We start from the raw sequence: 22,341 nt of genomic DNA, 5'->3' as shown, positions 1-22,341 counted from the left end.
CGCCGTCGCTTCGTCTCCCTTGTTGTCTGAAGACGAATCGAATGAACCGCTGCCTGCGCCCCACCCTGCTCGCCCTCGCCCTGTGCGCCGCCCTGCCGCTGTACGCCAGCGAGGCAGGCACCGACGCTGCTGATGCGCCCTCCTCGCCCACCGAACTGGCGGCGGTGCGCGTGCAGGCCGGCAAACCGAAGGCCGACACCTCGCGCGTCAACGCCTTCGGCGGCGGCTCCTGGAAGGACACCCCCGCCTCGGTGAACGTGCTGGAGCGCGACTACCTCGACCGCCGCCAGGTGCGTTCGCTGTCCGAGCTGGCCAGCAATGATGCCTCGCTGGGCGATGCCTATGCGCCGGTGGGCTACTACCAGAACATCGCCATCCGCGGCTTCGCGCTGGATGCGGCCACCGGCTACCGCTTCAACGGCATGTCCATCGCCGGCGAGCAGCGCCTGGCGCTGGAGAACATCCAGGAAGTGCAGATCCTCAAGGGCGAAGCCGGCCTCGCGGCTGGCGTGATGGCACCCGGCGGCATCATCAACTACGTGGGCAAGCGCCCGGCGGAAGTGCGCAAGGTCACCCTGGGCACCGATTCGGAAGGCTCGCGCTATGCAGCCGTGGATGTCGGCCACTGGCTGACCCCGCGCTTCGGCGTGCGTCTGAACGCCGCCTGGGATGCCAGTGATTCCTACGTCGAGCATGCCGACGGTCGCCGCAACTTCTATTCGCTGGCCACCGACTGGCTGATCGGCGAACACGGCAAGCTGGAAGTGGATGCCAACTACCAGACCAGCGCGCAGCGCTCGGTGTCAGGCTTCCAGCTGCTGGGCGCGCGCGACCTGCCACGCGGCGTCGACCGCGAACGCCTGCTCGGCTACCAGCCGTGGCAGCGGCCGGTGGACATTGCCAGCACCAACATCACCGCGCTGCACACCTATGACTTCAACGATGCGTGGCAGTCGCGCGTCTCGGTCGGCCACAGCCGTTCGGTGATCGATGACAACGTCGCCTTCGCCTACGGCTGCTACTACACCGCAGGGTGCGCAGACGGCAGCGTGCCGGGCAACTACTTCGCCCCCAACGGCGACTACGACATCTACGACTACCGCAGCCCGGATGACACCCGCCGCAACCAGCAGGCCCGTGCCGAACTGCGCGGCAGTTTCGAGACCGGCAGCGTCGGCCACCAGCTGAGCGTCGGCGCCGACTACTTCCGCCGCACCATCGACAAGCGCCCGAGCGTCAACGAGTACGTCGGCACCAGCAACATCCACGACGTGCAGGTGCCGGTGTTCGAGCCCTCGCCGAAGATGCCGGGTGCATCTGCACGGCGCCTGGACAGCCGGCAGACCGCATTCTTCGCGCTGGACCGGATGAGCTTCGGCGATGACTGGCAATGGCTGGCCGGCGGCCGCTTCGTGCGCCTGGACGAGCGCGCCTACGACAAGCGCGGCACGCCGCAGCGCCACAGCCGCCTGTCGCGCTTCCTGCCGCAGACCGCGCTGGTGTGGAAGGCCACCGACCAGCTCAACGCCTACGCCAGCTACGTGCGCGGCATTTCGCTGGGCCAGGAAGCACCGTTCTGGACGTCCAACGCCGATACCTTCCTGCCGTCGATGCAGTCGCGGCAGCTGGAAGTGGGCGTGAAGTACGTGCCGGTGGACGCCCTCACCCTGGGCGCGGCCGTGTTCCGCACCTCCCAGCCCTACCAGTACGCAAAGCCCGACGGCAGCGACGTCGGCTACACCTTCGTCGAAGAAGGCCAGCAGACCCATACCGGCCTGGAACTGACCGCCAACGGCCAGCTGACCGACGCGCTGCAGATCGTCGCCAGCGCCAGCGTGCTGCAGGCGCGCGCACGCGACACCGGCACCCCGGCCTATGAAGGCCATCAGCTGGTGAACGTGCCGAAGGTGCGCGCCAGCGTGCACCTGGCCTACGCGCTGCCGTTCGTTGAAGGCCTGGATGTGACCGGTGGCTGGCGCTATGCCTCGTCCAACGTGGCCCGCGCCGACGGCGGTGTGCGCGCACCGGACTACTCGGTGTTCGACGCCGGCCTGCGCTTCCAGCACCGCCTGTACGACCGTGCGGTCAGCTGGAACCTGTCGGTGGACAACCTGTTCAACCGCTTCTACTGGCGCGACACCGGCAGCAGCGGCGGTGACTACTACCTGTTCCCGGGTGCGCCGCGACAGGCGCGCCTGTCGGTGACGTTCGCGCTGTGAGCGGCGTCGCGCTCGAGTGGACTGCCGCGCTCTTCAGCATCCTCGGGGTGTGGCTGATGGCAAAGCGACGGCTGGCCGCGTGGCCGGTCGGCCTGCTGTCGGTCGCGCTGTACGGCGCGGTGTTCGCCGAAGCCAAGCTGTACTCGGACACGCTGCTGCAGGTCGCCTTTGGTGGTTTCCTGGTCTACGGCTGGATCAACTGGCGCCAGCACGCCGCCGATGAAGGCAGCATCCGCATCGTGCCGCTGGCGCGCGGCAAGCTGCTGCGCGACCTGGCCATCGGCCTGTGTGGCGGCGTGGCGCTTGGCGCCGGCATGCACACCTTCACCGATGCAGCGTTGCCGTGGCTGGACGCGATGCTGACCGCACTGAGCCTGGTCGGGCAATGGTGGCAGGCACGCCGGCACACGGCCTGCTGGTGGGTGTGGATCGTGGTGGACGTGGTCTACGTGGGCGCCTATCTGTTCAAATCGCTGCACGTGACTGCTGCGTTGTACGTGTTCTTCCTGGGCCTGGCATTGTTCGGGCTGCGGGCGTGGCGCGCCGCCGCGCGCGAGCCGCAGGCAGTACCTGCGCAGTAGAGCCACGCCATGCGTGGCTGCGTTTGGTAGATGCCGACCTTGGTCGGCAGGTGAGCGCCAACCAAGGTTGGCGTCTACCGATGCCCGGCATCCACGCATGGCGTGGATCTACTGGGTAAGGGTCAGCCCCAATCGCAGTGGCTGTCGCATGTCCTTCGGCGGCGCCGCCGGCAACGGCGTGGCCTGCAGCGCCGCACGCAGATCGGCATCGACCTGTGCATCACCCAGGCTGTCGAATTCCAGTTTCGAGATAGCGCCATCGCCGGCGATCCACACGCTCACCACCAACGGCGCCGGCGCATCGGGATGCTCCTGCAGCCAGGCCAGCAGGCGCTGCGCGTGCGGATCCTGCTCCTGCTGCAGACGCTGCTGCAACTCGCCGCTGACGGAGGCGGCATAGGCCATCCAATGCGCAGGCGCGTCCTGTGCGGACACGCTGGCGCTCCCCAGCGCCAACAGGCCCAGCAACCATGCCAACGGGCGCCAGCCACGGCGCGAGGTGCGCTTGTTGCCTGCAGAAGCCATCACCCACGTCTCCACGTCCATCCCAACGCGTCATGGTCGGCGCCGTAGATGACAGGCAGATGGCGGCGCAGTAGAGCCACGCCATGCGTGGCTGTTCCGGGCAACCGGTTGATCCATCCACGCATGGCGTGGATCTACCTGGCTGCCCCACCCGGCGCGATCAGTCGCCCAGGTCGGCCAGCACCTTGCGCGAGGGCGCAAAGAAGGTGACGCCGGTGGTCGCGGTGGAGAAATCGAGGATGCGGTCATGCAGCGGCGCGGGATTGCCGATGAACATCCGCTCCAGCATCTTCTCGATCACCCACAGCCGACGCGTGTAGCCGATGAAGTAGGTGCCGTACTCGCCGCGCCCCGGATTGGCGAAAGGCATGTTGTCGCGCAGGATCTCGTGCTCGCCGTCGGCATCCTCGATGGTGCACAGCGTCTTGTGCGACTTCTGCGCGTCGGCCGGTGCGTCGTCCAGCTCCATGTTGTCGTGCTTGGTGCGGCCGATGATCGCTTCCTGCGCTTCGGTCTTCTGCGCGCGCCAGGCATCGAGGTTGTGCAGGTACTTCTGCACCACCACGTAGCTGCCACCTGCATGGTCGGGATCCTCGTCGCCGACGATGGTCGCCTCCGGCAGTGACAGACCCTCGGGGTTGGCCGTGCCGTCGACGAAATCGAGCAGGTCGCGGCCGTCGAAGTAGCGGAAACCGGCCACGTCATCCACCGCGTCCACCGCATCGCCGAAGGCCATCATCAGGTTGCGCTCGAAGGCCACGATCAGGTCCATCGTGCGTGCACGGATGTGGTACAGCAGGTCGCCCGGCGTGGAGACCGCCGTGTGGGTAGCACCCTTCACTTCCTGGAACGGCTTCAACTCGCGCGGCGGCGTACTGCCCACCAGCGGCGCCCACACGCGGTGGCCGATGGCCACGTTGCAGGTGAAGGTGCGCTCGATCTCGCGGATGGCGGTGTTCTTGATCAGGTCATCGGTGCTGGCCAGCACCTCGCGCACTTTCGCCAGCGACGCCGCATCGTCCTTCACCGTCAGCACCAGGAACGCGGCCGAATGGGTCAGCGGCGCGGTGATCTGCTGCGGCTCGTTGTCGAGCGTGTGGTTGAGGGCGGTGATGGGTGCGGGCTGGGCGTTCACGATGGTTCCTGCTGGCTTGAGGCGGGCACATCGCCTGCGGCAATGTGCGGGCGATCATAGCGGAACGACCTTGCCGGCGACGGAGCGGTTCTCAGTTCGCGGTGGTCAGCCGACGAGCGCCAGCCACTCGTCGGCAAGCACCTGTGCCTGCTGCCCGCTGTCGGTGATCGAGTGCTGTGGCTGCTGCACCCACCACTCCCCCTGCCACTGCGGCCGCATGTGTCCGCGCAGGAACCGCTCGACGCGAAGGCGCTGCCCGACACGAAGGATGCAGGCCAGCCGTGTGCGGTCCTGCGAGACCACGGACACCTGCAGCTGCCAGCCGTCCGCAGCATCGCGCAGCAGATTCGCTCCAGCGATCTCGATCACGTCCATGCTGTGGCTACACCGTGGTCACGGTGAACTGCTGCGGCGTGCGCCACGCAACCCGCAGGTAGGGTCCCTCCAGCGCACCGCCCTCGCGGAGATGCTCGAACACGTCGGCCGGACACCACTCCCTGCCCGCCGAGAAGGCGACGCCGAGATCACGCAGGCGGAGGAAGACGGCGGCCTTGGCTGCATCATCGGGGACCGGCAGGGTGAGGGTGTTTTCATCGCCAGCGGTGAAGCCCAGCGCCTGCAGCGAGGCCCGCGAGCGGCCATTGAACAGCATCACCTTGATGCAGTTGCCGTCGGCCTGCCCTACATAGGCGTCGATGTGCGTTTCCATTGGCGGATTGTAGAGGCAACGCCAGTCCACTCGCAGCGTGCTGCCGGCCGGTCGATCATTTGAGGCCTGGCCATGACACTGCTAGCCTGCGGATGTGCGGCCTGCAGAGGCTCGCCATCCACGCACTTCACGGAGGAAGCAGTCGATGGTCCACTCACCGATGCAATGGAAGCATTTGCCCGTTGCTGCAGCGCTGGCGTTGCTGCTGGCCTCCCCGCTGCAGGTGCACGCCGCAAACGAAAGGTCTTTCTTCAACGCACTTGAGCGCTACGGTGCCGATGACTTCAGCAGCTGTGCGCGCTTGCTGGATGACCTGTTGCAACGTGGAGGCCATTTTCCCGAGGGTGGCGAACTGCTGCTGGTCGAATGTACGGCTGCGGCCGGTGACCTAGGAAAAGCGATGGACCACGTGACCACGCTGCTTCCCAGCGGCAGACTGTCGGCCGAAGACCTGCTGCGCAAGGATCGGCCGGGATTGAATGCGCTGCGCAACGACCCGGCGTGGCCGGACATGCGCAAGCGGGTGCTGGCCGCGGACCAGCGACGCCTCGCGTTGCTAGATGCGCCCCTGCGTAGGGAACTGCTGGCCCGCGCCGAGCGTGATCAGGCCGCACAGCACGCAGCCGTTGACGCTGGCGGCGGCGATGCCTTCAGGGCAGCGGCTCCAGTGATCAGGGCCAACGCCGATTGGCTGAGATCGGTGGTCGACGACAAAGGTTGGCCGACCTACGCCCTTGCAGGCCGTGATGGTGCCAAGGCCGCATGGCTGCTGGTCCAGCACGCCGATCACGATCCCGTGTTCCAAGCCGAGATGTTGCCGCTGATCGAGAGCGCTGCCAAAGCCGGTCAGGCTGATCCTGCCGATCTGGCGCTGCTGACGGATCGCGTGCTGTTGGCGCAGGGTAAACCGCAGCGCTATGGCAGCCAGTTCACACAGGCCGGTGATGGCGCGATGGAACTGCGCCCCACCGAGGACATGGAAGGCCTGGACGCGCGCCGCGAGGCGATGGGGCTGCAGCCGCTGGCGCAGTACAAGGCCACGCTCGCAGAGATGTACGGCAGGCCGGTTCGCTAGCACTTGCGCAACCAAGGCTCAGCCTTGGTTGCTCCACACCGCCAGCACGTACCCGTCCAGATCGCGGAAATGGAAGCGACGGCCGCCGGGAAAGGCAAACACGGCCTGCACGATCTCGCCGCCCGCTGCGAGGATGCGCTGCTGCGCGTCGGCAAGGTCCACGCAGTACACGATGACCAGCGCGCCTCCTGAGGGCGTCACTGCCTCGTCGGCGACAAATCCACCTTTGAGGCGGCCGTCATCGAACTCGGTATAGGCCGGGCCGTAGTCGGTGAAGGACCAGCCGAAGACCTGCCCATAGAACTGCTTGCTGCGGGCGATGTCGGCGACGTTGAATTCGATGTTGTCGATGCGGCGTTCGGCAGCGGTGGTGTCTGCGTGGCTCATGGTGCGGCTCCGTGGTTGGAGCGCCCAGCATCGGTCAGGGTCGGGCCCGGGTCTTGAACGAAACGGCCATCAACGTCCCCACTGCTGGCGCAGCGCGCTTGCCGTCAGGCCGGCAAGCTCGCGGGCGTCGCGGCTGAGGTGGGCCTGGTCGGCATAGCCAGCCTCCACGGCCAGCATCGCCAGACTGTGCGCGGGTTGGGTCTGGCTGCAGCGCAGGAACCGCTGCAGACGCAGGATCCGCTCCAGCGACTTTGCTCCGTAACCGAACTGCGTCTGGCTGAAGCGACGCAGGGTGCGCGGGCTCATGGCCAGTTGTGCGGCGAGTGCGTCGATGCTGGCATCGCCTCTGGCAGCGTGCGCGAACAGCGCATGCGCGCGGCGTGTGTGTTCGTCCAGCACGGCCGCCGGCATGTTCCGCTGCAGGCTGTCAGCCAGGCGCTGCAGGCGCTGGTCGGGCGCGGCGTCACCGATCCAGGCCGCAGCCTGCGTCGCCCAGCGGGCATTGAATTCGATCAGGGGCACGGCTTGGCCGACGATGCCGGACAAGTCGATGCCGAGCGCAGACGATGCCTGCCCAGGCCGGAACCGCGCGCCCAGCACCTGTGCACCGGGGGCCAGTTGCGGGTGTGCGGCGGTACGGTCCGGTCCCACCACGAACAGCGCACCATCACGCCAGAGAATGTCCACGCAGCCATCGGGCAGCACGGTGATGTTGCCACTGGCGTCAGCAGGCAACTGGCTCTGCCAGAGCTGGCCGAACTGGCCACGCAGCGGCGCAGGCGCCAGGTGTTCCTGGTAGGCCGAGCCGGTGCCAGCGGGAGTGGAGGGATCGCCCATGCCCCATTGTGGCAAAGCAATGCCGGAAAAAGAGAAGCCCGGCACGAGGCCGGGCTTCGCTGGCGTGTGGGAGAGAGATCACACGCCAGTTACACGCACTAACGACAGGCGTTTGTTACCAGCTGAAGCGCGGGCCCACGAACCACTCGCGGTCGCCGGCCTTGGCCAGCTTCACTTCGCCACTCAGGCCCCAGTTCTGGTTGAACTTGGCGGTGGCGCCGACACGGCCGTAGAACTCGCCGTCCGGGTTGATGCCGTGCTTCTTGCTGTAATCCTCGTAACCGGCCAGTGCATAGCCTTCCAGGTACGGGTTGAACGCGGTGCGCACGCCCACTTCAGTGGAGTAGCCGTTGAAGTCCAGGCCGTGCTTCATGTCGAACTTCTGGTATGCAACACGAGCCACCAGGTCGGTGTTCGGTGCGATGCCGTAGTTGTAGCCGGCACCGATGCGCCACTGGTCGACATCGTTCTTGAAGGTGTCGGTTTCCTGCTTGCTGTAATCACCGAAGATGTGGAAGTTCGGATGCACGGCAACCGAGCCCTTCACGCCCCAGCCATCAGCGTCGCCGCCCTTGGCATCGGTGTTCACGTAGCCGCCTTCAACGTAGTTGTACGACAGGCCATCGGCAGCCGATGCGGCGAACGGCAGCGCGGCCAACAGACCCAGGGCAAGCAGCGAATTCTTGATCATCGGGATACACCTTTCATTATTTTGGTTTCGTCGAACGCCCCTCGGGAGGGGAGGGAGGAGAGGCGTTCGACAGGTGTGAATTATCCGTTTGGTGATGAAATCGGCCCTGAATATTGAACTGACCAGTACATGAATGAGGTTCCTGTTCAGGGAACTCTCGATGCGCCGTGTAGTAGCTCGCTGGATGCACGCCGACCTGCCAAGCCGCTTCGGTCATGGATCGCACGAGAGGACTGCACTCACGGAAGCGCGGTGCGCGCGTCGATGTTGTGCGCCACGCTCATCTGCGCCCATTGAGAGGAACGACATGAGTCGGCTTCAGGCTGATGAATTGGAGAGATCGAAGTGGCACAAGGACATCAACCGATGCAGCAGAGCTCGCTTGTTCCCGCTTGTTAAGGATTGCTGATTGCGCGACCTTCACAGGCCATCCACGTCTTCCAACTGCAGCTGAAAGCACTTCGCAGCGGCGGGAACAAACGCCGCTATATTCCAGACTCCCCAGACGAAGGAGGGAGTGGAATGTTCCTGACCAAGCAGCAAATCAACGCGGCACGTGCCGTCACCGTAGCCATCGTTGCTACCGTAAGCCTCGGTGCTTGCGCCACCTACAAAGACGAATTTGCAACGATCAACTCGCGTCTCGACCAGCTCGACGTGAAGGTGCAGGGCGCGGCACAGAGCGCCGAATCGGCCAACCAGTCTGCACAGCAGGCCAACCAGCGTCTGGATCAGATCGAAGGCCGCGTGCAGCAGCTCGAAAGGGTCCCCGGCCGCAAGCCGCGCGGGTAACCGCTCTCCCACCCACTTTGATGAACGCTTGAACCAGACACCAGTGGCCTTCACCGGCCACTGGTGTCTTTCAGCCTCTCGGTCGTCATCCGAAGGAGCCGTCCCATTCGTACGTACTCACTCCCTGCACGCCGGGCCGTATCGGCCACGCTGGCCATCGCGCTGGCACTGGCAGGAACCGGCGCAGCCAGCGCCAGGAACGCCAAGGAAGCCAAGGACGCACCCACGGAAACGGCGACCGCCGCCGATGAACTTCCGCAGGGCCAGGAAGTGTCCGATACGGTGATTGAACTGGCCGGCTGGGTCGTGGCCAGCAAGGACAACCAGGGCTATCCGTTCGCGATCATGGACAAGGCGGCTGCGCAGGTCCTGGTCTTCGGCGGTGACGGCAAGCTGCGCGGCGCAGCGCCAGCGCTGTTTGGTTCGGCCATCGGCGATCACTCGGCACCCGGCGTCGCCAAGCTCGCACTGAGCGCGATTCCCGGCCACGACCGCACCACCCCGGCGGGTCGCTTCATTGGCGCCTATGGCCCGTCCGAGGACGCCGGACGCGTGCTGTGGGTGGACTACGATTCCGCCGTTTCAATGCACCCGCTTCCCCCGGGCACCCCGAAAGAGAAGCGCAGCGAACGACTGGCATCGGCCACGCCGGACGACAACCGTGTCACCCACGGCTGCATCAATGTCTCGCCCGGGTTCTACGAGCAGATCGTGCATCCCACGTTCGAGAAGGGCGGCGTGTTCTACGTGCTGCCGGACAAGGACTCGATCGAAGAAACGTTCCCGGAGTTCGCGCAGAGTCGCGCGGCTGCGAAGGACGTGGATGAAAAAGACGCGCGACACGCCCGCAAATGAAACCCGGTTGAAGGCTGCGGACGTGGTCGCGGCAGACCGCTACGGAAGCTCCAGCCTGCGCATCTTGAACGTGAACAAGGTGCCGGCGTCCGCACTGGACTCCACCTCCAACGTGCCGCCATGGGACCGCGCGATCTCCGACGCAATGTAGATGCCGAGGCCGAGACCCGGCCGCGGACGCTCACTCTTTTCACGTGAGAATGGGCTGAAAATCGCGTCCAACCTCGCTGATGGAATGTGTCCCTCGTTGTGTACGTCGAGCGTGAGCATTTCCGGCTCGGAGTGGACGGTCAGCGTAATCGGGGACGAGCGCTCTCCGTGTACCGCTGCATTGGTGAGCAGGTTGGCCAGGAGCTGTGCCAATCTGCTCGGGTCGCAGACCACGTCGTCGTCTATCTTTATGTGGACCTTGATGTCCTGGCGGCCAGTGGCGATTGCCACCTCTTCCACAACCCGCTTCAGGTCTTCTTCCAGCGTGCTTGTCAGCTGCAGCGCGATGGGAATGCCGCCGCCCAGACGTCCCCTGGCGAAATCAAGCACGTCGTTGATCAGTCCGTCCATTCTGGCAACGCCGGAGGTGATGTGCGCGAGCATCCGTTGCTGGCGCTCAGTGCCCGCCTCACATGCCAGCGCATCTGCGGCGATGCTGATGGCCTGCAGCGGACTGCGCAGGTCATGACCCAGCACGGCAATGAACTGGTCGCGCAGGTCGGCGACACGATGCGCGTCGGAGAGCGCAGATTCCGCTCGCACAAGGCGATCTTCCTTGTCGAGGTAACTTCCTACCAGGTCGGCCAGCAGTTCCATGGAGCGTTGGACGTGGGCTATGTCGAAGTTGGCCGGTGCCGAATCAATCGCGCAGAGCGTGCCGAAGAAGCTCCCGTCTGGCCGATGGATGGGAACGGACGCATAGCTCTCAAGCCCGTAGATCCGTGGCGTGTGATGCTGGGAGTAAATCGGGTGCTCGCTTGCATGCGCAAATACAACTGACGTCGCCGACTGCCTGATCTCGTCACAGATGGTGGTCTCAAGCACCAGTTGGCCACCGGGAACCAGCCCGAACCCCAGGGTGTCGAAGGTGGCGCACGCGGTCCAGGTTGTCTGGGTCACGCGGGCAATGGCCGTGAATCGTGAGCCCGTGATGTGGGCGACGGTCTCCAGGATTCGCGGCACGGCCTGGATTCGACCAATCTCGGCGATGTCGTCCAGCAGATTGGGGTCCGTCAGCTTCTGCATGGTCGCTCGTCCGGTGGGCACCGCATCATCCCATGGAACCGTTGTGTAGGTTGATGCGAGGGTGATTGCGGCCTTTTCAGGCTTGGTCGTGGCGGACACCCGGGCCCCCTGCGGGAGGTGAACGACCGATCTGTCCGAATGCAGACATTGCGCAGGTCAGGCCATCTCCTTGGTCTCGTGGTCGCGCCGATCGTCGATGACCGTTCAGAGCTTGATTTCCAGCGTTGCCCGATACAACAGCGCCGTCTTGCGGCGCCGCTCGATATCCGTCGAGCCGTTCTCGTCGAAGTAGGCGTTCCCCGAAATGATCGCCTGCTGCAGCAGTTGCGCACGCTCACGCGGAGCTTGCTCTTCCTGCTGATGCTCCATCGCACGTCAGGTTGAAGACAGAGGGCACCGAAACCTCCACTGCGGCCGTGACCCAGCTGCTGAAAGGTCCTGTAGGTGCTGGCTACGTGGACAAGCAGGAGGCAGCCGACGACCGGCGCAAGGTGCGGGTGAAGCTGACGGCTGCCGGTCGAGCGCGCCACCGGCAGCGCGAAGCGAACATCCAGCAGTGGATGCAGCAGGCGCTGGCGCACTCTACGACGCGCTGTAGGCCACCCAGAGGGCTTTACACCAGCGCATCCACATTTATAATCGACCGGATGGTTAAATATGGGACCCGGAGATGGGCCGTCGCAAAAGTATTGATCCGCAGCAGCTCCTTGATGCTGCCGAGCGCGTGGTCGCCCAGATGGGCGCGGCGCGCCTGACGTTGGATGCGGTGGCCGCCGAAGCCGGGGTCAGCAAGGCCTCGGTGGTCTACGACTTCCAGTCCAAGGCCGGTCTCATCCAGGCCGTGGTCGAACGTGCGGTGGCCCGCGACAACGCCTTCAACCGCGAGGCGGCCAAGGGGTTCAACCAGGATGCGCTGCTGCGCGGTCGTATTGCCGCAGCGGCCCAGCCCTTTCCCGAGGCATTCCAGCCGGTGGCCTTGGCGCTGTGCGCGGCCATGGCCCAGGATCCACAGCTGCGCGCGCCCATCCAGCACAACCAGGCGCAGATCCTGGCCGAGATCCAGCGGCAGGCCACGCACCCACGCAGCGCGTTGCTGGCATACCTCGCGCTGGAGGGTATGAAGCTGCTGGAGTCGCTGGACTACGTGCAATGGCCGGCCGCGCAGCGGCAGCAGCTGCTGCAGGACATTGGCGCGTTGATCGACACGCCGCCGCGCTGAACCCGTTCTCTCCCCCGAGGTAACCCTGATGAGTTCTTCCACCCTCTTCCTGACCGGAGGAAGCGGCTACGTGGGCCGCAATCTGATTCGCCGCCTGTGTGCAGACGGTCACCACGTGCGTGCGCTGGTTCGCAGCCCCCAGGCGGCGGCGGTGGTACAGGCGCTGGGCGCCCAGCCGGTACACGGCGATCTGCTGGACCCCGGCATCGCTGCGGCGATGGAGGGCTGCGCCGCGCTGATCCACGCGGCCGCCGACACCGACCACCGAAATGCTTCACCCAGCCAGTGGCAGACCAACGTGGAAGGCACCCGCAACGTGCTGACGGCCGCCCGCACTGCGGGTGTGTCGGTGGCGATCATGCTGAGCAGCGAATCGGCACTGACCACCGGTGCGCCTTTGCATCAGGCGCGCGAGGACCATCAGTATCCGGCGCGCGCAGCAGGCATCTACGGCGCGAGCAAGGCTGAAGCAGAAAGGGTGGCGATCGCGCTGTCCACACCGCATTTCGCAGTGAAGGTGCTGCGACCAAGATTTGTCTGGGGCCGCGACAACACGACCGCTATGCCCTACTTGCTGCAGGCCGTACGCAGCGGCCGCTTCGCCTGGATCGACGGCGGGCACTACCTCACCTCGTCCACCCACGTGGACAACCTGGCTGAAGCGGTCTGCTGCGCCTTGACGCGCGGTGCGGGCGGCCGTGTCTACCACATCTGCGATGGTGCGCCCGTGCCGTTCCGCCGTCTGATTGGCGCTCAGTTGCTGGCTTATGGCGTACAACCGCCTGAAAAACAGGTGCCGCGTGCGCTGCTGCGTGTTTTCATCGGACTGGATGACCTGTTCCGCAGACTGCGGCTGCCTCTGCGTGCGCCAATGACCCGCCAGGAGTTCGCATCTTCAGCGGTGGAGGTCACGCTGGATGACAGCCGTGCACGCAGCGAGCTTCGCTATCGTCCGGCGGTTACGCTGGAAGCCGGAATCGCGATGCTGCAGCGCCAAGTAGCCGAGCAAGGCTGATACTCATCGAGCGATCGGCGGGAGAGCCTCGCGCGGTGCGTGGCCGAACAGCCGACTGAACTCGCGGCTGAACTGAGAAGGGCTCTCGTAGCCCACGGCGAACGCGGTGGCGGAGATGCTGGTGCCGCCCCGCTGCAGCAGGCGACGTGCCTCGATCAGGCGCAGCTGCTTCTGGTACTGCAGCGGTGACAGGCCCGTTGCCGCACGGAAATGCCGATAGAACAGCGCGCTGCCCATGCCTGCACGGCTGGCCAGCGCGGCCGCATCAAGCGGTTGCCGGAAGCTGCGTTGCAGGGTGCGAATCGCGCCCGCCATCCGCCGTGCCAAGGGAGATGGCTGGGCCATCGCCAGCAGTGCTGGCCCTGCTTCACCCTGCAACAGACGAAACAGCAGCTCACGCTGCAGGGCAGGCCACAGCAGCCGCTGGGCGTCGGGCGTGTCGAGGGCCAGCTCCAGCAGACGCAGCAGACAGCTCAGTACGGGTGAATCCAGCGCTACCACACTGAATGGCGCAGGATGAGGCGCTTGGCCTGTAGGTGGGTTGCCCAACTGGCTCAGCAACTGTCGCAACAAGACGGTGTCCAACTCCACCACCAGCCCCAGAAAATGCGTCTGGTGGTTGCCCCGGGCGGCCATCCCGCGAGCGGGAACGGGCTGACGGGTGAGTAGTGCATCGCCGGCGCGATATTCCAGCACCGCATCGCCCACCCATACCTGTTTGGCCCCCTGTAGCACCGCCGCCACCGCGGGACGGTACAGAGCCGGGGCCGGAGCGCGCGTTGATCCTGTACGCGCCAGCCAAGCGCCGGGCAGAAGTTCCAGCAGCGGCTCCGCGTCCAGGCTGCGTGCGCGCAGCACCGCCTGCGCCTGCAGCGCTAATGCACGCAGCGGGGCTTGGCGATCACAGGTAGCAGGGAAATCGGGCAAGGATCGTGTGCAATTGGGCAAGTGCGGACGGCACCGTGGGCGCAGCATGTCACGCTCCGTTTCACGAGACAAAGCCACCATGAACAGCGTACACACTCCGCGCACCATCGCCCTGGTTACCGGCGGCAGCCGCGGCATTGGCCGCAGCATTGCCCTCCACTTGGCCAGGCAGGGTAGCGACGTGATGATTACCTACCAGCATCAGCAGGTTCAGGCCGCCGAAACCCTGCGCCAGATCGAAGCCTATGGCGTACGCGCCGCGATGCTGCCGCTGGATCTGGATGCGGTTGGATCACTGGAGACCTTCGCATCGGCTGTGCGGGCACAATTGCAGCGCTGGGGTGCATCGCACTTCCAACAGCTGGTGAACAATGCAGGGCTGCACGCACCATCGGCGTTCGGTGAGATCCGCGGCGATGACATCGACCTGCTGTACCGCGTGCATTTCAAAGCGCCACTGCTGCTGACCCAGTTGCTGGCGCCGCAGCTGGCCGATGGCGGCGCCATCATCAACATCTCCACCAGCCTGACCCGCCACGTGGCTGCGGGCAGCTTGGTGTACGCAGCAATGAAGAGCGCACTGGAAACCGCCACCCACTATCTCGCGCTCGAGCTGGGACCGAGGGGCATCGCGGTCAACGCCGTAGCCCCTGGCGCCACCGAGACCGACTTCTTCGGCGGTGCAGTGCGCGACGATGCCGCCGTGAACCACTACGTGGCACAGCACACGGCGATGGGACGTACGGGTCGCCCCGACGACATCGGCATGGCCGTGGCAAACCTGCTGGCGGGAGGCAGTCATTGGATTACCGGTCAGCGCATTGAGGCCTCAGGAGGAATGCTCCTGTAAGCGACTAGAGGGCCTCGCGATGTCAGCTTCTGGCCGAAAGCGGAAGCTGGCGTGTGCATGCCATCCGAGTCAGATATTGGTCAGCCCGGCCGGGCGCTACAGGTTGTGGAAATGTCCGGATTACCTGGCAGGTCGCCTTCGGCAACTGTGCCGCAGAGCTGATGTGTAATCGCTGGTTGACAAGGTAGAACGATCGTTCTACCTTGTCGCCATGGATAAGACAACGACCGACACCCGACTGAAGATCCTGGACACGGCGGAGGCGCTGATTTACCAGAACGGGATACATGCGACCGGCATGGATCTTCTGGTGAAGACCTCTGGCGTTGCGCGCAAGAGCATTTACCGACACTTTGAAAACAAGGACCAGGTTGCCGCAGCCGCATTGAACGCGCGGGACGTGCGCTGGCTCAACTGGTTCAGGCAGGAATGCGACAAGGCCGGCAGCCCGGAAGCGCGCATCCTGGGCATGTTCACGGTGCTCAAAGGTTGGTTCAAGTCCGAGGGCTATCGCGGCTGTGCCTTCATCAACACGGCAGGCGAGGTCGGCGATTCGCACGACCCGATCCGCAGGATCGCCAAGCACCACAAGCAGAAACTGCTCGATTACACGCTGGAGCTCACCGGGCAACTGAACATCGCGCAGCCGGCCGTTCTGGCGCAGCAGCTGCTGCTTCTGATGGAAGGCGCCATCACCGTATCGCGCGTGATGGGTGACTACGACGCCGCAGACACCGCAAGGGATGTTGCGCAGTTGTTGTTGAAGCAAGCCACGCGCTAACGCCGCAGTAACCGAAATCCCGCCGCAGTACCCCGTTCATCCATTTCCACTGGAGGCCCCACCGTGTCCGCAGAAGCACCCCGTCCCCCCCTTCCCCCGTTCACTCACGAATCGGCGATCCAGAAGGTTCGATTGGCAGAAGATGGCTGGAATTCCCGCGATGCCGACAAAGTGGCGCTTGCCTATTCGCTCGACACCCAGTGGCGAAACCGCGCCGAGTTCACCAACGGCCGCGAGGAAGCCCGGCAGTTCCTTGCCCGAAAGTGGAAGAAAGAGCTTGAGTACCGCCTGATCAAGGAATTGTGGGCATTCACCGGCAACCGAATCGCCGTGCGCTACGCCTATGAATGGCGCGACGACTCTGGAAACTGGTTCCGCTCCTATGGAAACGAGAACTGGGAATTCGGCGCGGATGGTCTGATGGAGCGCCGCTTCTCGTGCATCAACGATATGCCCATCAAGGACAGCGAACGCAAGTTCCACTGGCCACTGGGGCGCCGCCCGGATGATCACCCGGGGCTGTCCGACCTGGGCATGTAAGTTGCGGAGCCAACGTGAGGAAGGCCTGCGGGCGTGAATGCGCCCGCGGGCTTTCCATGTCAGCGCGGGGTGCTCCTTCGCTTCAGGGGGCCGGCTACGGCTGCACTTCAGCGCGGAACGCGATCTCGATCAACTGTTCGGGGAAGGCGAGCGCGGAAACCCCGATGAGGTTGCTGGCCACCTGGGGAACAGGCTGGCCATAGACGGCAGGCCTGACCTTGCTGCTGGCGGCGAACGCCGCAGGCACATCAATGACAAACAGGGTTTCCTCAACCACATCCGCCAACGATCCACCCAGCTCGGCCAACAACACCTGCGCGTTCTCGTAGGTGCGCTTCATCTGCGCTTCCATGGTGTCGAAGTTGGCAGGCTTTCCATCAGCGCCCAGAGCGGCCGGCGCCACCAGCTGTCCCTCCGGCGTGTGCGAGAGCTGGCCCGACACGAAGATCGAATTGTTCACGCGCACGGCCTGTACATACCCATAGGCCGATTCCCACGGCACGCCGAAGCTGGCCGTCTTGCGGTTGGAGGTACTCATTGCGTTGTCCTTCCAAGGATAAGGTCGCCAGTCTGCCGGCAGGCTCGGGTCCCCGCCTGCCCCGAACGGGTGAGGCAAGCGTGATCGTGAGCCTCGTGCTTCTGCGGCTGGCCGGAAGCTGACACAGCCTTCGGTTGCGCCATCCATGCGCCGTTTGTTCAATCCAACGCGTGCTCGGCCAGACATGATCTATCGGTCCCAATGCAATCCCGCACCGATGACAGATTCCGATACGTGCCGTTCGCCAGTCCAAAGTACCTTCCGACGTTGTGTCATCGGTGGAGAACGAAAGGACAGATCGGCACCACCGCAGGTTACGGAGGGGGCGATAGCCTTCTCCACCCTGTCTTCCCTGGCCGCAGTATTGAGCGATGAGAACCGCCGGCTGTTGCGGCTGCTGCGCGAACTTCAACCCAGGTCGCTCACCGAACTGTCCGAGCACTGCGGGCGCAAGGTTCCAAGCCTTTCTCGTACCCTTCGGATGATGGAAGGCTATGGGCTGGTTGAACTGAAGCGGGTCGGGGCGTCTGTGGTGCCATCTGCCATGGCCACGCGCTTTCTCATAGAGCTCGACTAGCACCACGCTGTATCGCCCAATCGCAGCGTTCTGTCGTTATTGCCTCGCTGACGTCTCAGCCAACTACGCCGGCAATCACGACCCATGTCGCATATTCCTCTATCGCTGAGGGCCCTTGCGCCATCGGCGTCTGGGGCGGCTTAACAGCATGCAAGAATGCCGAACGCGTCTTGCATCAAGCGTTGAATGCAATTTGTCTGATTGGCGTTGCGCAGCCACAGAGGTACAGATGACGGGCCATCGAAAAAGGATGGCCGGGCATCGAAAACCCGTGAGATCACACACGTTGTTTACGCTTGCCGGCCGGCGTCACCCCGCGTGGCGCCGGCTGGCAATCCGTCTGCCGGCTATGGCGGGCGGAGCGTGGAGGCCTTGCGCCTGCCGGACTTATGCGTGATCTCCCGGTTTTCGAGCCACGTCTCCGCCCGCCACCTTTGTGTGGCGGTTACCGTCTGTCCTGCACGGAGCCTCAGCCATGACCACACCGGAATTCCCCCGTCCCCACCCCTATCGCGCAGCTGGCGATGCGTCATCAGAACAAGCATCTGCGATCGATCCCAGAGCTTTCATCGCCACGCTGACGCGGATTGGAAAAGGCGCAGCCGCCGACGGCCAGCCGTGGCCGGAGCGTCATCAGATGCCCGGCCGCCGCATGGCCCTGGCCGATGCGGACTGCGCACTGGCTGGCCTGCGCATCGCGCTGGAAATGCTGCTGGCGGCCGAGCGCGTCCGCCAGAACGGACCGGACGACGAATACGTGGGCGATCGGGTGATGGAGGGTTTGATGATGGCGTGCCTGGCGCTGACCGCACAGGTCAGCGCGCGGATGCGGCCAGAGGCGTAACGCCGGAGAATCTTCCGGCGTTACCGCCGGTCATTCGCAGGAATCGCCTTCTTCCTTCAGCATCGCTTCGTCCACCGGACGCTCGCGCTCGATCAGCGCGCGCTGCTCTGCGTTCGGCTCACCCAGCCACCACACGTTGCAGCGGGCGGTAAGGCGGCCGACCATCTTCGAGTGCGTCGGCGAATACAGCATCGCCAGCGCGGTGGTCGAGCACTGGTGCGCCTGGCAGGCGGTGTAGAGCCACCACGGCTCGCCCTGCAGCACCATCAGTTCGCCAGGCCCGCTGGGACCGCTCAGCAGGCGTTCGCGCAGCGAAGGGACGTTCTTGTCGGGCGATTCGGCCGCCACAGTGTTCTTCATCAGGGCGTCGAACGCGGCCAGCACCTTCGTGTCCTTGCGGCCGCAGTCGTCCACGGTGTTGCCGCCGACCAGGGTGAAGAAATAAGTCGCCAGCGGATTGTCCGCGCAGGTGAGTTCGGCGCCGGGGGTCTCACCTTCCGGCTCGCCTTCGTTGTCCCACACCGACGGGTCCACGCCGTCTTCGACGGAAGGTGCGTGCTCGACCACCGTGGTCGTGGCGGCTGGGGCTTCCGTCGGCGCAGCAGTAGCGGCGGGTGCAGCTGCGGTGCCTGCTTCCGGTGCCGGTGCCTGCGTGCACGCGGCCAGCAACGCGACCAGCCCTGCCATTCCCATCATTCGAGACGTCATTCCCTGTCCTGTGTCCATTCGCCCAGCCGGCGACCGCGTGATTCTACCCGCCAGCCAAGGTGGATACTCTGGCAATCACGCCTTCCATCACTGCCAGGATGCAGACGCATGCGCCGTTCACTACTTGCCTCGATGCTTCTCAGTGGCCTGTTGCTGGCCGTGCCTGTGATTGCGCAACAGCCCGCTGCGCCCTTATCCATCTCGCTACCCGATGTCCCCCTGCCCGCCGCGCTGGATCGCGTGCTGCGCGATTACGAACAGGCGTGGCGCACCGGTGATGCGAAGGCGTTGGCGGGATTGTTCGCCGAGGACGGTTTCATCCTGCAGAGCAACCAGCCGCCCGTGCGCGGGCGCGCGGCGATCGAGGCGGCGTATGCCGGCCAGGGAAGCAGCCCGTTGCGGCTGCGTGCGCTGGCCTATGCCGCAGAGGAATCCACCGGTTACATCATTGGTGCCTACACCTACGGCAGCAACGTGGGTGATACCGGGAAGTTCACGCTGACGTTGAAGCGGGTGGCGGGTGGGCCATGGATGATTTTTTCGGACATGGACAACACCAACACGCCGCCGCAGTCGCGGTGATGGGCGGTACGGGTTCCACAGTAGATCCACGCCATGCGTGGATGGGTTTCGCGCATGCACAAAAAAAACCCCGGCGCTGGGCCGGGGTTTTTCGATTCACTTGAACAGCGTATCCGGATACTCCGGTTTCTGTTCGCGTGCCAACAGCGCACGCAATCCTTCTTCCGGGGTCTGCTCGCCATGCAGCACGGCGCGCACGCGGTCAGAGATGGGCAGGTCGATGCCATGACGGCGCGCCTGTCGCATCACTTCGTCGGCGGTCTGCACCGACTCGACCACCTGACCAATTTCGCGGATGGCGTCCTGCAGCGTCTGCCCGCGGCCCAGGGCCAAGCCCAGGCGGCGGTTGCGCGACAGGTCACCGGTGCAGGTCAGCACCAGGTCGCCCAGCCCCGCCAGGCCCATCAGCGTTTCCGGCTTGGCGCCGATCGCTGCCGCCAGGCGCAGCATCTCGTTGAGGCCACGGGTGATCAGGCCGGCACGGGCGTTCAGGCCCAGCTGCATGCCGTCGGCGACGCCGGTGGCCACGGCCAGCACGTTCTTCATCGCACCGCCCAGCTCGGCACCGACCATGTCGTCGCCGGTGTAGGCGCGGAACGCCGGACCGTGCATCGCCTCGGCCACCGTCTGCGCGAACTCCGGCACGTCGCCGTGCACGGTGATCGCGGTCGGCAGGCCCAGGGTGACTTCCTTGGCGAACGACGGCCCGGTGACAACGGCCAGCGGCACGTCCTCGCCCAGCACTTCGCGCGCTACTTCATGCAGGAAGCGGCCAGAGCCGGGCTCGAAGCCCTTGGTGGCCCAGGCCACACCGGCACCGGCCGGACGCAGCGGTGCCAGCGCGCGCACGGTTTCACCGAATGCATGCGACGGGGTCACCACCAGGATCCAGGCGGCACCTTCCACCGCCGACGCGAGGTCGGTGGTGGCGCGCAGCGATTCCGGCAACGGAATACCCGGCAGGTAACGCGGATTCTCGTGGCGCTGGTCGATGGCCTCAACCACGGCGGCATCGCGCCCCCACAGCACGGTCTGGCGACCGTGGCGGGCGAGCAGCGTCGCCAGCGCGGTTCCCCAGGAACCGGCACCGAGTACGGCAACCTTGTCAGCGGTAGTGCTCATCCGTGACGTCGCGGCCGGGATCAGGCGTTGCCGGCCGGCTCGGAGTCAGCCAGCGACGGTGCGTCGCCCTGCTCCTGGCGCTGGCGCAGGGTTTCTGCGTACAGGCCTTCGAAGTTGATCGGCTGCAGGAAGAACGGCGGGAAGCCGCCGGCCTGGATCAGGTCGCTGACCAGCTGGCGCACGTACGGGAACAGGATGTTCGGGCACTGGGTGCCGAGGAGCACGTCGATCGACTGCGGGTCCAGGCCGACCAGGCCGAACACGCCAGCCTGCTTCACTTCGGCCACGTACGCGGTGCGCTCGCCGGCCTGGCAGGTCAGGGTCACGGCCAGCACGACTTCAAAGGCATTCTCGCCCAGACGCTGGACCTGCTGGTTCAGGTTGAGCTGCAGTTCCGGCTGCACCTGGTCGTTGAAGATCGACGGGGCATTCGGCGACTCGAAAGAAACGTCCTTGACGTAGATCTTCTCGACGGTGAACGCGGGGCCGGTGGCGGCATCGACCGGCGCGACAGCGCCGTTGGTGGTCTCTTCGGACATTTCCAGTAACTCCAGTGAATGCAATGAAAACGATGGTCGAATTACTGCGATGGGGGCGGCGGAGGGCGCAAACAAGGCCACATCCGCCACCGCCTGCTATCAGTTGCGGCCCTTGACCAGCGGCAGTTCTGCCTGCTGCCACGCGGGGATGCCGCCGTCGAGCACGAAGACCTTCTCGAAGCCGGCCTTCTTCAGCGCCTTGGCGGCGGTCTCGGACGCGTTGCCGCTGCGGCACACCAGTACCACCGGGGCCTGCTTGGCGTTGGCCACCAGCTTGTGCTCGGGGCCGAACGCGCTGGCCTGGGCACTGCGGCTGCCGGCGATGTGGCCCTTTTCGAAATCAGCGCTGGGCGACAGATCAACCACCACCGTGCCGCCCGCGTTGATCAGCTGGGTCAGTTCGGCGGGCTTGATGCCCTTGAAGCCCCGGAACAGGCGGCGGATTTCGGTGACGATGAGGGCCACGGTCAGGCCGACCAGGGCCGCGGACAGCATCGGGTTTCGGCCTGCGAAGGCCAGCAACTCTTCGTAATTCACTCAGGTCACGGGTCGATTAAGCGGGCGCCGATTGTCGCACAAGCCGGACGCGCCCCGTCACTGCCCCTGCCAGAGGTCCGGCAGGCCCGCACTCTGCCACCAGCGCTTGGCTTCCGGATCCCAGCGCCAGCGCTCGGTCACCACCACGGTGCGCTCGGCCTGGGTGTTCTGGTTGATCACCCCGATTTCGACCCGGCGCTCGACCTGGCCGCCGTCCAGCGATGCGCTGCTGCGCTCGCGGTAGGACGACACGCGCAGCTGCGCATAGCGGTTGAGCTCGAATTCGGTCGGCGGCTTGGACTTGCGCAGCTGCGGGTCCAGATAGGCGATGGCGTCGTCCATGCTGCCCCAGCGGATGGTGGCACCGTAGGCGATCTGGGTCTCTTCCAGCAGCTTGCGCTGCTTGCGGCTGAGGTCGTCGGCGGCAGCGCCGGCGGCGGCGCTGAGCAGCAGCAGGGAACACAGGAGGATCTGGATGAGGCGGCGCATCGGTGGGTTCCGCAGGGCGTCAGCCTGCCAT

General features: G+C 65.2%; 29 protein-coding genes. 13 read left to right on the top strand and 16 right to left on the bottom strand.

Translation table 11 applies throughout. The features are described 5' to 3' along the window. Nucleotides 1–41: 41 nt before the first annotated feature. Both BW38_RS02505 and pnuC read left to right on the top strand, forming a co-directional pair. Nucleotides 42–2,219 carry a TonB-dependent siderophore receptor gene (locus BW38_RS02505; RefSeq protein ID WP_032978083.1) on the top strand — a complete coding sequence of 726 codons (2,178 nt, stop codon included), beginning with the start codon at nucleotides 42–44 and terminating at the stop codon, nucleotides 2,217–2,219. After that, the gene (gene pnuC, locus BW38_RS02510) at nucleotides 2,216–2,800 is read left to right on the top strand and encodes a nicotinamide riboside transporter PnuC (RefSeq protein WP_025875884.1); all 585 of its coding nucleotides are present in this window, start codon (nucleotides 2,216–2,218) and stop codon (nucleotides 2,798–2,800) included. Before BW38_RS02505 ends, pnuC begins: the two co-directional genes overlap by 4 nt. 108 nt (nucleotides 2,801–2,908) lie before the next feature. On the opposite strand, the gene BW38_RS02515 is transcribed toward pnuC, so the two are convergent. The 4 genes from BW38_RS02515 to BW38_RS02530 all read right to left on the bottom strand — a co-directional run bounded on the left by BW38_RS02515 (nucleotide 2,909) and on the right by BW38_RS02530 (nucleotide 5,169). Continuing rightward, nucleotides 2,909–3,325 carry a TonB C-terminal domain-containing protein gene (locus BW38_RS02515; RefSeq protein WP_032978314.1) on the bottom strand — a complete coding sequence of 139 codons (417 nt, stop codon included), beginning with the start codon at nucleotides 3,323–3,325 and terminating at the stop codon, nucleotides 2,909–2,911. 160 nt (nucleotides 3,326–3,485) lie between these two features. Continuing rightward, complete coding sequence (locus BW38_RS02520; RefSeq protein WP_032978080.1) at nucleotides 3,486–4,460, bottom strand: Dyp-type peroxidase; 975 nt, start codon at nucleotides 4,458–4,460, stop codon at nucleotides 3,486–3,488. A gap of 105 nt (nucleotides 4,461–4,565) precedes the next feature. After that, complete coding sequence (locus BW38_RS02525) at nucleotides 4,566–4,835, bottom strand: hypothetical protein (RefSeq protein WP_032978077.1); 270 nt, start codon at nucleotides 4,833–4,835, stop codon at nucleotides 4,566–4,568. 7 nt (nucleotides 4,836–4,842) lie between these two features. Next, a complete protein-coding gene (locus tag BW38_RS02530; RefSeq protein WP_032978074.1) occupies nucleotides 4,843–5,169 on the bottom strand; it encodes a hypothetical protein in 327 nt (108 codons plus the stop codon). A 145-nt stretch (nucleotides 5,170–5,314) separates the two neighbouring features. Here BW38_RS02530 and BW38_RS02535 point away from each other — a divergent pair, with 145 nt between their 5' ends. Beyond that, nucleotides 5,315–6,244 (top strand): DUF6624 domain-containing protein, encoded by a 930-nt coding sequence (locus BW38_RS02535; protein ID WP_051585134.1) that lies wholly within the window; start codon nucleotides 5,315–5,317, stop codon nucleotides 6,242–6,244. A gap of 18 nt (nucleotides 6,245–6,262) precedes the next feature. Here the strand turns inward: BW38_RS02535 and BW38_RS02540 are convergent, their stop codons facing one another. The 3 genes from BW38_RS02540 to BW38_RS02550 form a co-directional block, all read right to left on the bottom strand. Beyond that, nucleotides 6,263–6,631, bottom strand: coding sequence for a VOC family protein (locus BW38_RS02540; protein ID WP_032978068.1), 369 nt, complete (start codon nucleotides 6,629–6,631; stop codon nucleotides 6,263–6,265). Nucleotides 6,632–6,700: 69 nt separating this feature from the next. Continuing rightward, a complete protein-coding gene (locus BW38_RS02545) occupies nucleotides 6,701–7,468 on the bottom strand; it encodes a helix-turn-helix domain-containing protein (protein WP_032978065.1) in 768 nt (255 codons plus the stop codon). A gap of 115 nt (nucleotides 7,469–7,583) precedes the next feature. Beyond that, complete coding sequence (locus BW38_RS02550) at nucleotides 7,584–8,156, bottom strand: Ax21 family protein (protein WP_025875896.1); 573 nt, start codon at nucleotides 8,154–8,156, stop codon at nucleotides 7,584–7,586. 525 nt (nucleotides 8,157–8,681) lie between these two features. Here BW38_RS02550 and BW38_RS02555 point away from each other — a divergent pair. Next, complete coding sequence (locus BW38_RS02555) at nucleotides 8,682–8,951, top strand: hypothetical protein (protein ID WP_025875897.1); 270 nt, start codon at nucleotides 8,682–8,684, stop codon at nucleotides 8,949–8,951. Between the two features lie 156 nt (nucleotides 8,952–9,107). After that, nucleotides 9,108–9,806, top strand: coding sequence for a hypothetical protein (locus BW38_RS02560; protein WP_032978312.1), 699 nt, complete (start codon nucleotides 9,108–9,110; stop codon nucleotides 9,804–9,806). A gap of 39 nt (nucleotides 9,807–9,845) precedes the next feature. On the opposite strand, the gene BW38_RS02565 is transcribed toward BW38_RS02560, so the two are convergent. Further along, nucleotides 9,846–11,042, bottom strand: a complete 1,197-nt coding sequence (locus tag BW38_RS02565) for an ATP-binding protein (protein ID WP_032978062.1) — start codon at nucleotides 11,040–11,042, stop codon at nucleotides 9,846–9,848. A gap of 204 nt (nucleotides 11,043–11,246) precedes the next feature. After that, nucleotides 11,247–11,411: a hypothetical protein gene (locus tag BW38_RS21960; protein ID WP_161763272.1), complete on the bottom strand. Its 165-nt coding sequence runs from the start codon at nucleotides 11,409–11,411 to the stop codon at nucleotides 11,247–11,249. Nucleotides 11,412–11,712: 301 nt separating this feature from the next. Between BW38_RS21960 and BW38_RS02570 the strand changes: the two genes are divergently transcribed. Further along, nucleotides 11,713–12,261, top strand: a complete 549-nt coding sequence (locus BW38_RS02570) for a TetR/AcrR family transcriptional regulator (RefSeq protein WP_032978059.1) — start codon at nucleotides 11,713–11,715, stop codon at nucleotides 12,259–12,261. Between the two features lie 28 nt (nucleotides 12,262–12,289). Then, the gene (locus BW38_RS02575) at nucleotides 12,290–13,276 is read left to right on the top strand and encodes an NAD-dependent epimerase/dehydratase family protein (RefSeq protein ID WP_032978056.1); all 987 of its coding nucleotides are present in this window, start codon (nucleotides 12,290–12,292) and stop codon (nucleotides 13,274–13,276) included. Nucleotides 13,277–13,279: 3 nt separating this feature from the next. On the opposite strand, the gene BW38_RS02580 is transcribed toward BW38_RS02575, so the two are convergent. Next, entirely contained in the window at nucleotides 13,280–14,299 is a 1,020-nt protein-coding gene (locus tag BW38_RS02580) for an AraC family transcriptional regulator (protein WP_161763267.1), read from the bottom strand. On the opposite strand from BW38_RS02580, the gene BW38_RS02585 reads away from it, so the two are divergent. The 3 genes from BW38_RS02585 to BW38_RS02595 all read left to right on the top strand — a co-directional run bounded on the left by BW38_RS02585 (nucleotide 14,283) and on the right by BW38_RS02595 (nucleotide 16,374). Then, nucleotides 14,283–15,053: an SDR family oxidoreductase gene (locus BW38_RS02585; RefSeq protein ID WP_032978053.1), complete on the top strand. Its 771-nt coding sequence runs from the start codon at nucleotides 14,283–14,285 to the stop codon at nucleotides 15,051–15,053. The genes BW38_RS02580 and BW38_RS02585 overlap by 17 nt on opposite strands. A gap of 211 nt (nucleotides 15,054–15,264) precedes the next feature. Continuing rightward, nucleotides 15,265–15,834, top strand: coding sequence for a TetR/AcrR family transcriptional regulator (locus BW38_RS02590; RefSeq protein WP_032978050.1), 570 nt, complete (start codon nucleotides 15,265–15,267; stop codon nucleotides 15,832–15,834). 63 nt (nucleotides 15,835–15,897) lie between these two features. After that, nucleotides 15,898–16,374 carry a nuclear transport factor 2 family protein gene (locus tag BW38_RS02595; RefSeq protein WP_032978047.1) on the top strand — a complete coding sequence of 159 codons (477 nt, stop codon included), beginning with the start codon at nucleotides 15,898–15,900 and terminating at the stop codon, nucleotides 16,372–16,374. Nucleotides 16,375–16,468: 94 nt separating this feature from the next. On the opposite strand, the gene BW38_RS02600 is transcribed toward BW38_RS02595, so the two are convergent. Then, nucleotides 16,469–16,912: a Rid family hydrolase gene (locus BW38_RS02600; protein ID WP_025875920.1), complete on the bottom strand. Its 444-nt coding sequence runs from the start codon at nucleotides 16,910–16,912 to the stop codon at nucleotides 16,469–16,471. Between the two features lie 364 nt (nucleotides 16,913–17,276). On the opposite strand from BW38_RS02600, the gene BW38_RS22035 reads away from it, so the two are divergent. Both BW38_RS22035 and BW38_RS02605 read left to right on the top strand, forming a co-directional pair. Beyond that, the gene (locus BW38_RS22035) at nucleotides 17,277–17,489 is read left to right on the top strand and encodes a helix-turn-helix domain-containing protein (RefSeq protein WP_199776064.1); all 213 of its coding nucleotides are present in this window, start codon (nucleotides 17,277–17,279) and stop codon (nucleotides 17,487–17,489) included. Nucleotides 17,490–17,964: 475 nt separating this feature from the next. After that, the gene (locus tag BW38_RS02605; protein ID WP_025875922.1) at nucleotides 17,965–18,333 is read left to right on the top strand and encodes a hypothetical protein; all 369 of its coding nucleotides are present in this window, start codon (nucleotides 17,965–17,967) and stop codon (nucleotides 18,331–18,333) included. A gap of 30 nt (nucleotides 18,334–18,363) precedes the next feature. Here BW38_RS02605 and BW38_RS02610 read toward each other — a convergent pair whose 3' ends face one another. After that, on the bottom strand, nucleotides 18,364–19,041 hold the full coding sequence (locus BW38_RS02610) for a hypothetical protein (protein WP_032978044.1): 678 nt from the start codon (nucleotides 19,039–19,041) through the stop codon (nucleotides 18,364–18,366). Between the two features lie 108 nt (nucleotides 19,042–19,149). Here BW38_RS02610 and BW38_RS02615 point away from each other — a divergent pair, with 108 nt between their 5' ends. Beyond that, the gene (locus BW38_RS02615; RefSeq protein WP_032978042.1) at nucleotides 19,150–19,623 is read left to right on the top strand and encodes a nuclear transport factor 2 family protein; all 474 of its coding nucleotides are present in this window, start codon (nucleotides 19,150–19,152) and stop codon (nucleotides 19,621–19,623) included. Nucleotides 19,624–19,719: 96 nt separating this feature from the next. On the opposite strand, the gene BW38_RS02620 is transcribed toward BW38_RS02615, so the two are convergent. The 4 genes from BW38_RS02620 to BW38_RS02635 form a co-directional block, all read right to left on the bottom strand. Beyond that, nucleotides 19,720–20,745 carry an NAD(P)H-dependent glycerol-3-phosphate dehydrogenase gene (locus BW38_RS02620; RefSeq protein ID WP_032978039.1) on the bottom strand — a complete coding sequence of 342 codons (1,026 nt, stop codon included), beginning with the start codon at nucleotides 20,743–20,745 and terminating at the stop codon, nucleotides 19,720–19,722. Between the two features lie 20 nt (nucleotides 20,746–20,765). Beyond that, a complete protein-coding gene (gene secB, locus BW38_RS02625) occupies nucleotides 20,766–21,284 on the bottom strand; it encodes a protein-export chaperone SecB (RefSeq protein ID WP_025875931.1) in 519 nt (172 codons plus the stop codon). Between the two features lie 99 nt (nucleotides 21,285–21,383). Continuing rightward, complete coding sequence (locus tag BW38_RS02630) at nucleotides 21,384–21,821, bottom strand: rhodanese-like domain-containing protein (protein ID WP_025875933.1); 438 nt, start codon at nucleotides 21,819–21,821, stop codon at nucleotides 21,384–21,386. A gap of 57 nt (nucleotides 21,822–21,878) precedes the next feature. After that, entirely contained in the window at nucleotides 21,879–22,310 is a 432-nt protein-coding gene (locus BW38_RS02635; RefSeq protein WP_032978037.1) for a hypothetical protein, read from the bottom strand. Nucleotides 22,311–22,341 lie beyond the last annotated feature (31 nt).

This window comes from Stenotrophomonas sp. RIT309 (genome assembly GCF_000632045.1).
GTDB lineage: Bacteria > Pseudomonadota > Gammaproteobacteria > Xanthomonadales > Xanthomonadaceae > Stenotrophomonas > Stenotrophomonas indicatrix.
The sequence above is the reverse complement of the archived record's forward strand: the minus strand, read 5'-3'. Positions and strand labels throughout refer to the sequence as shown.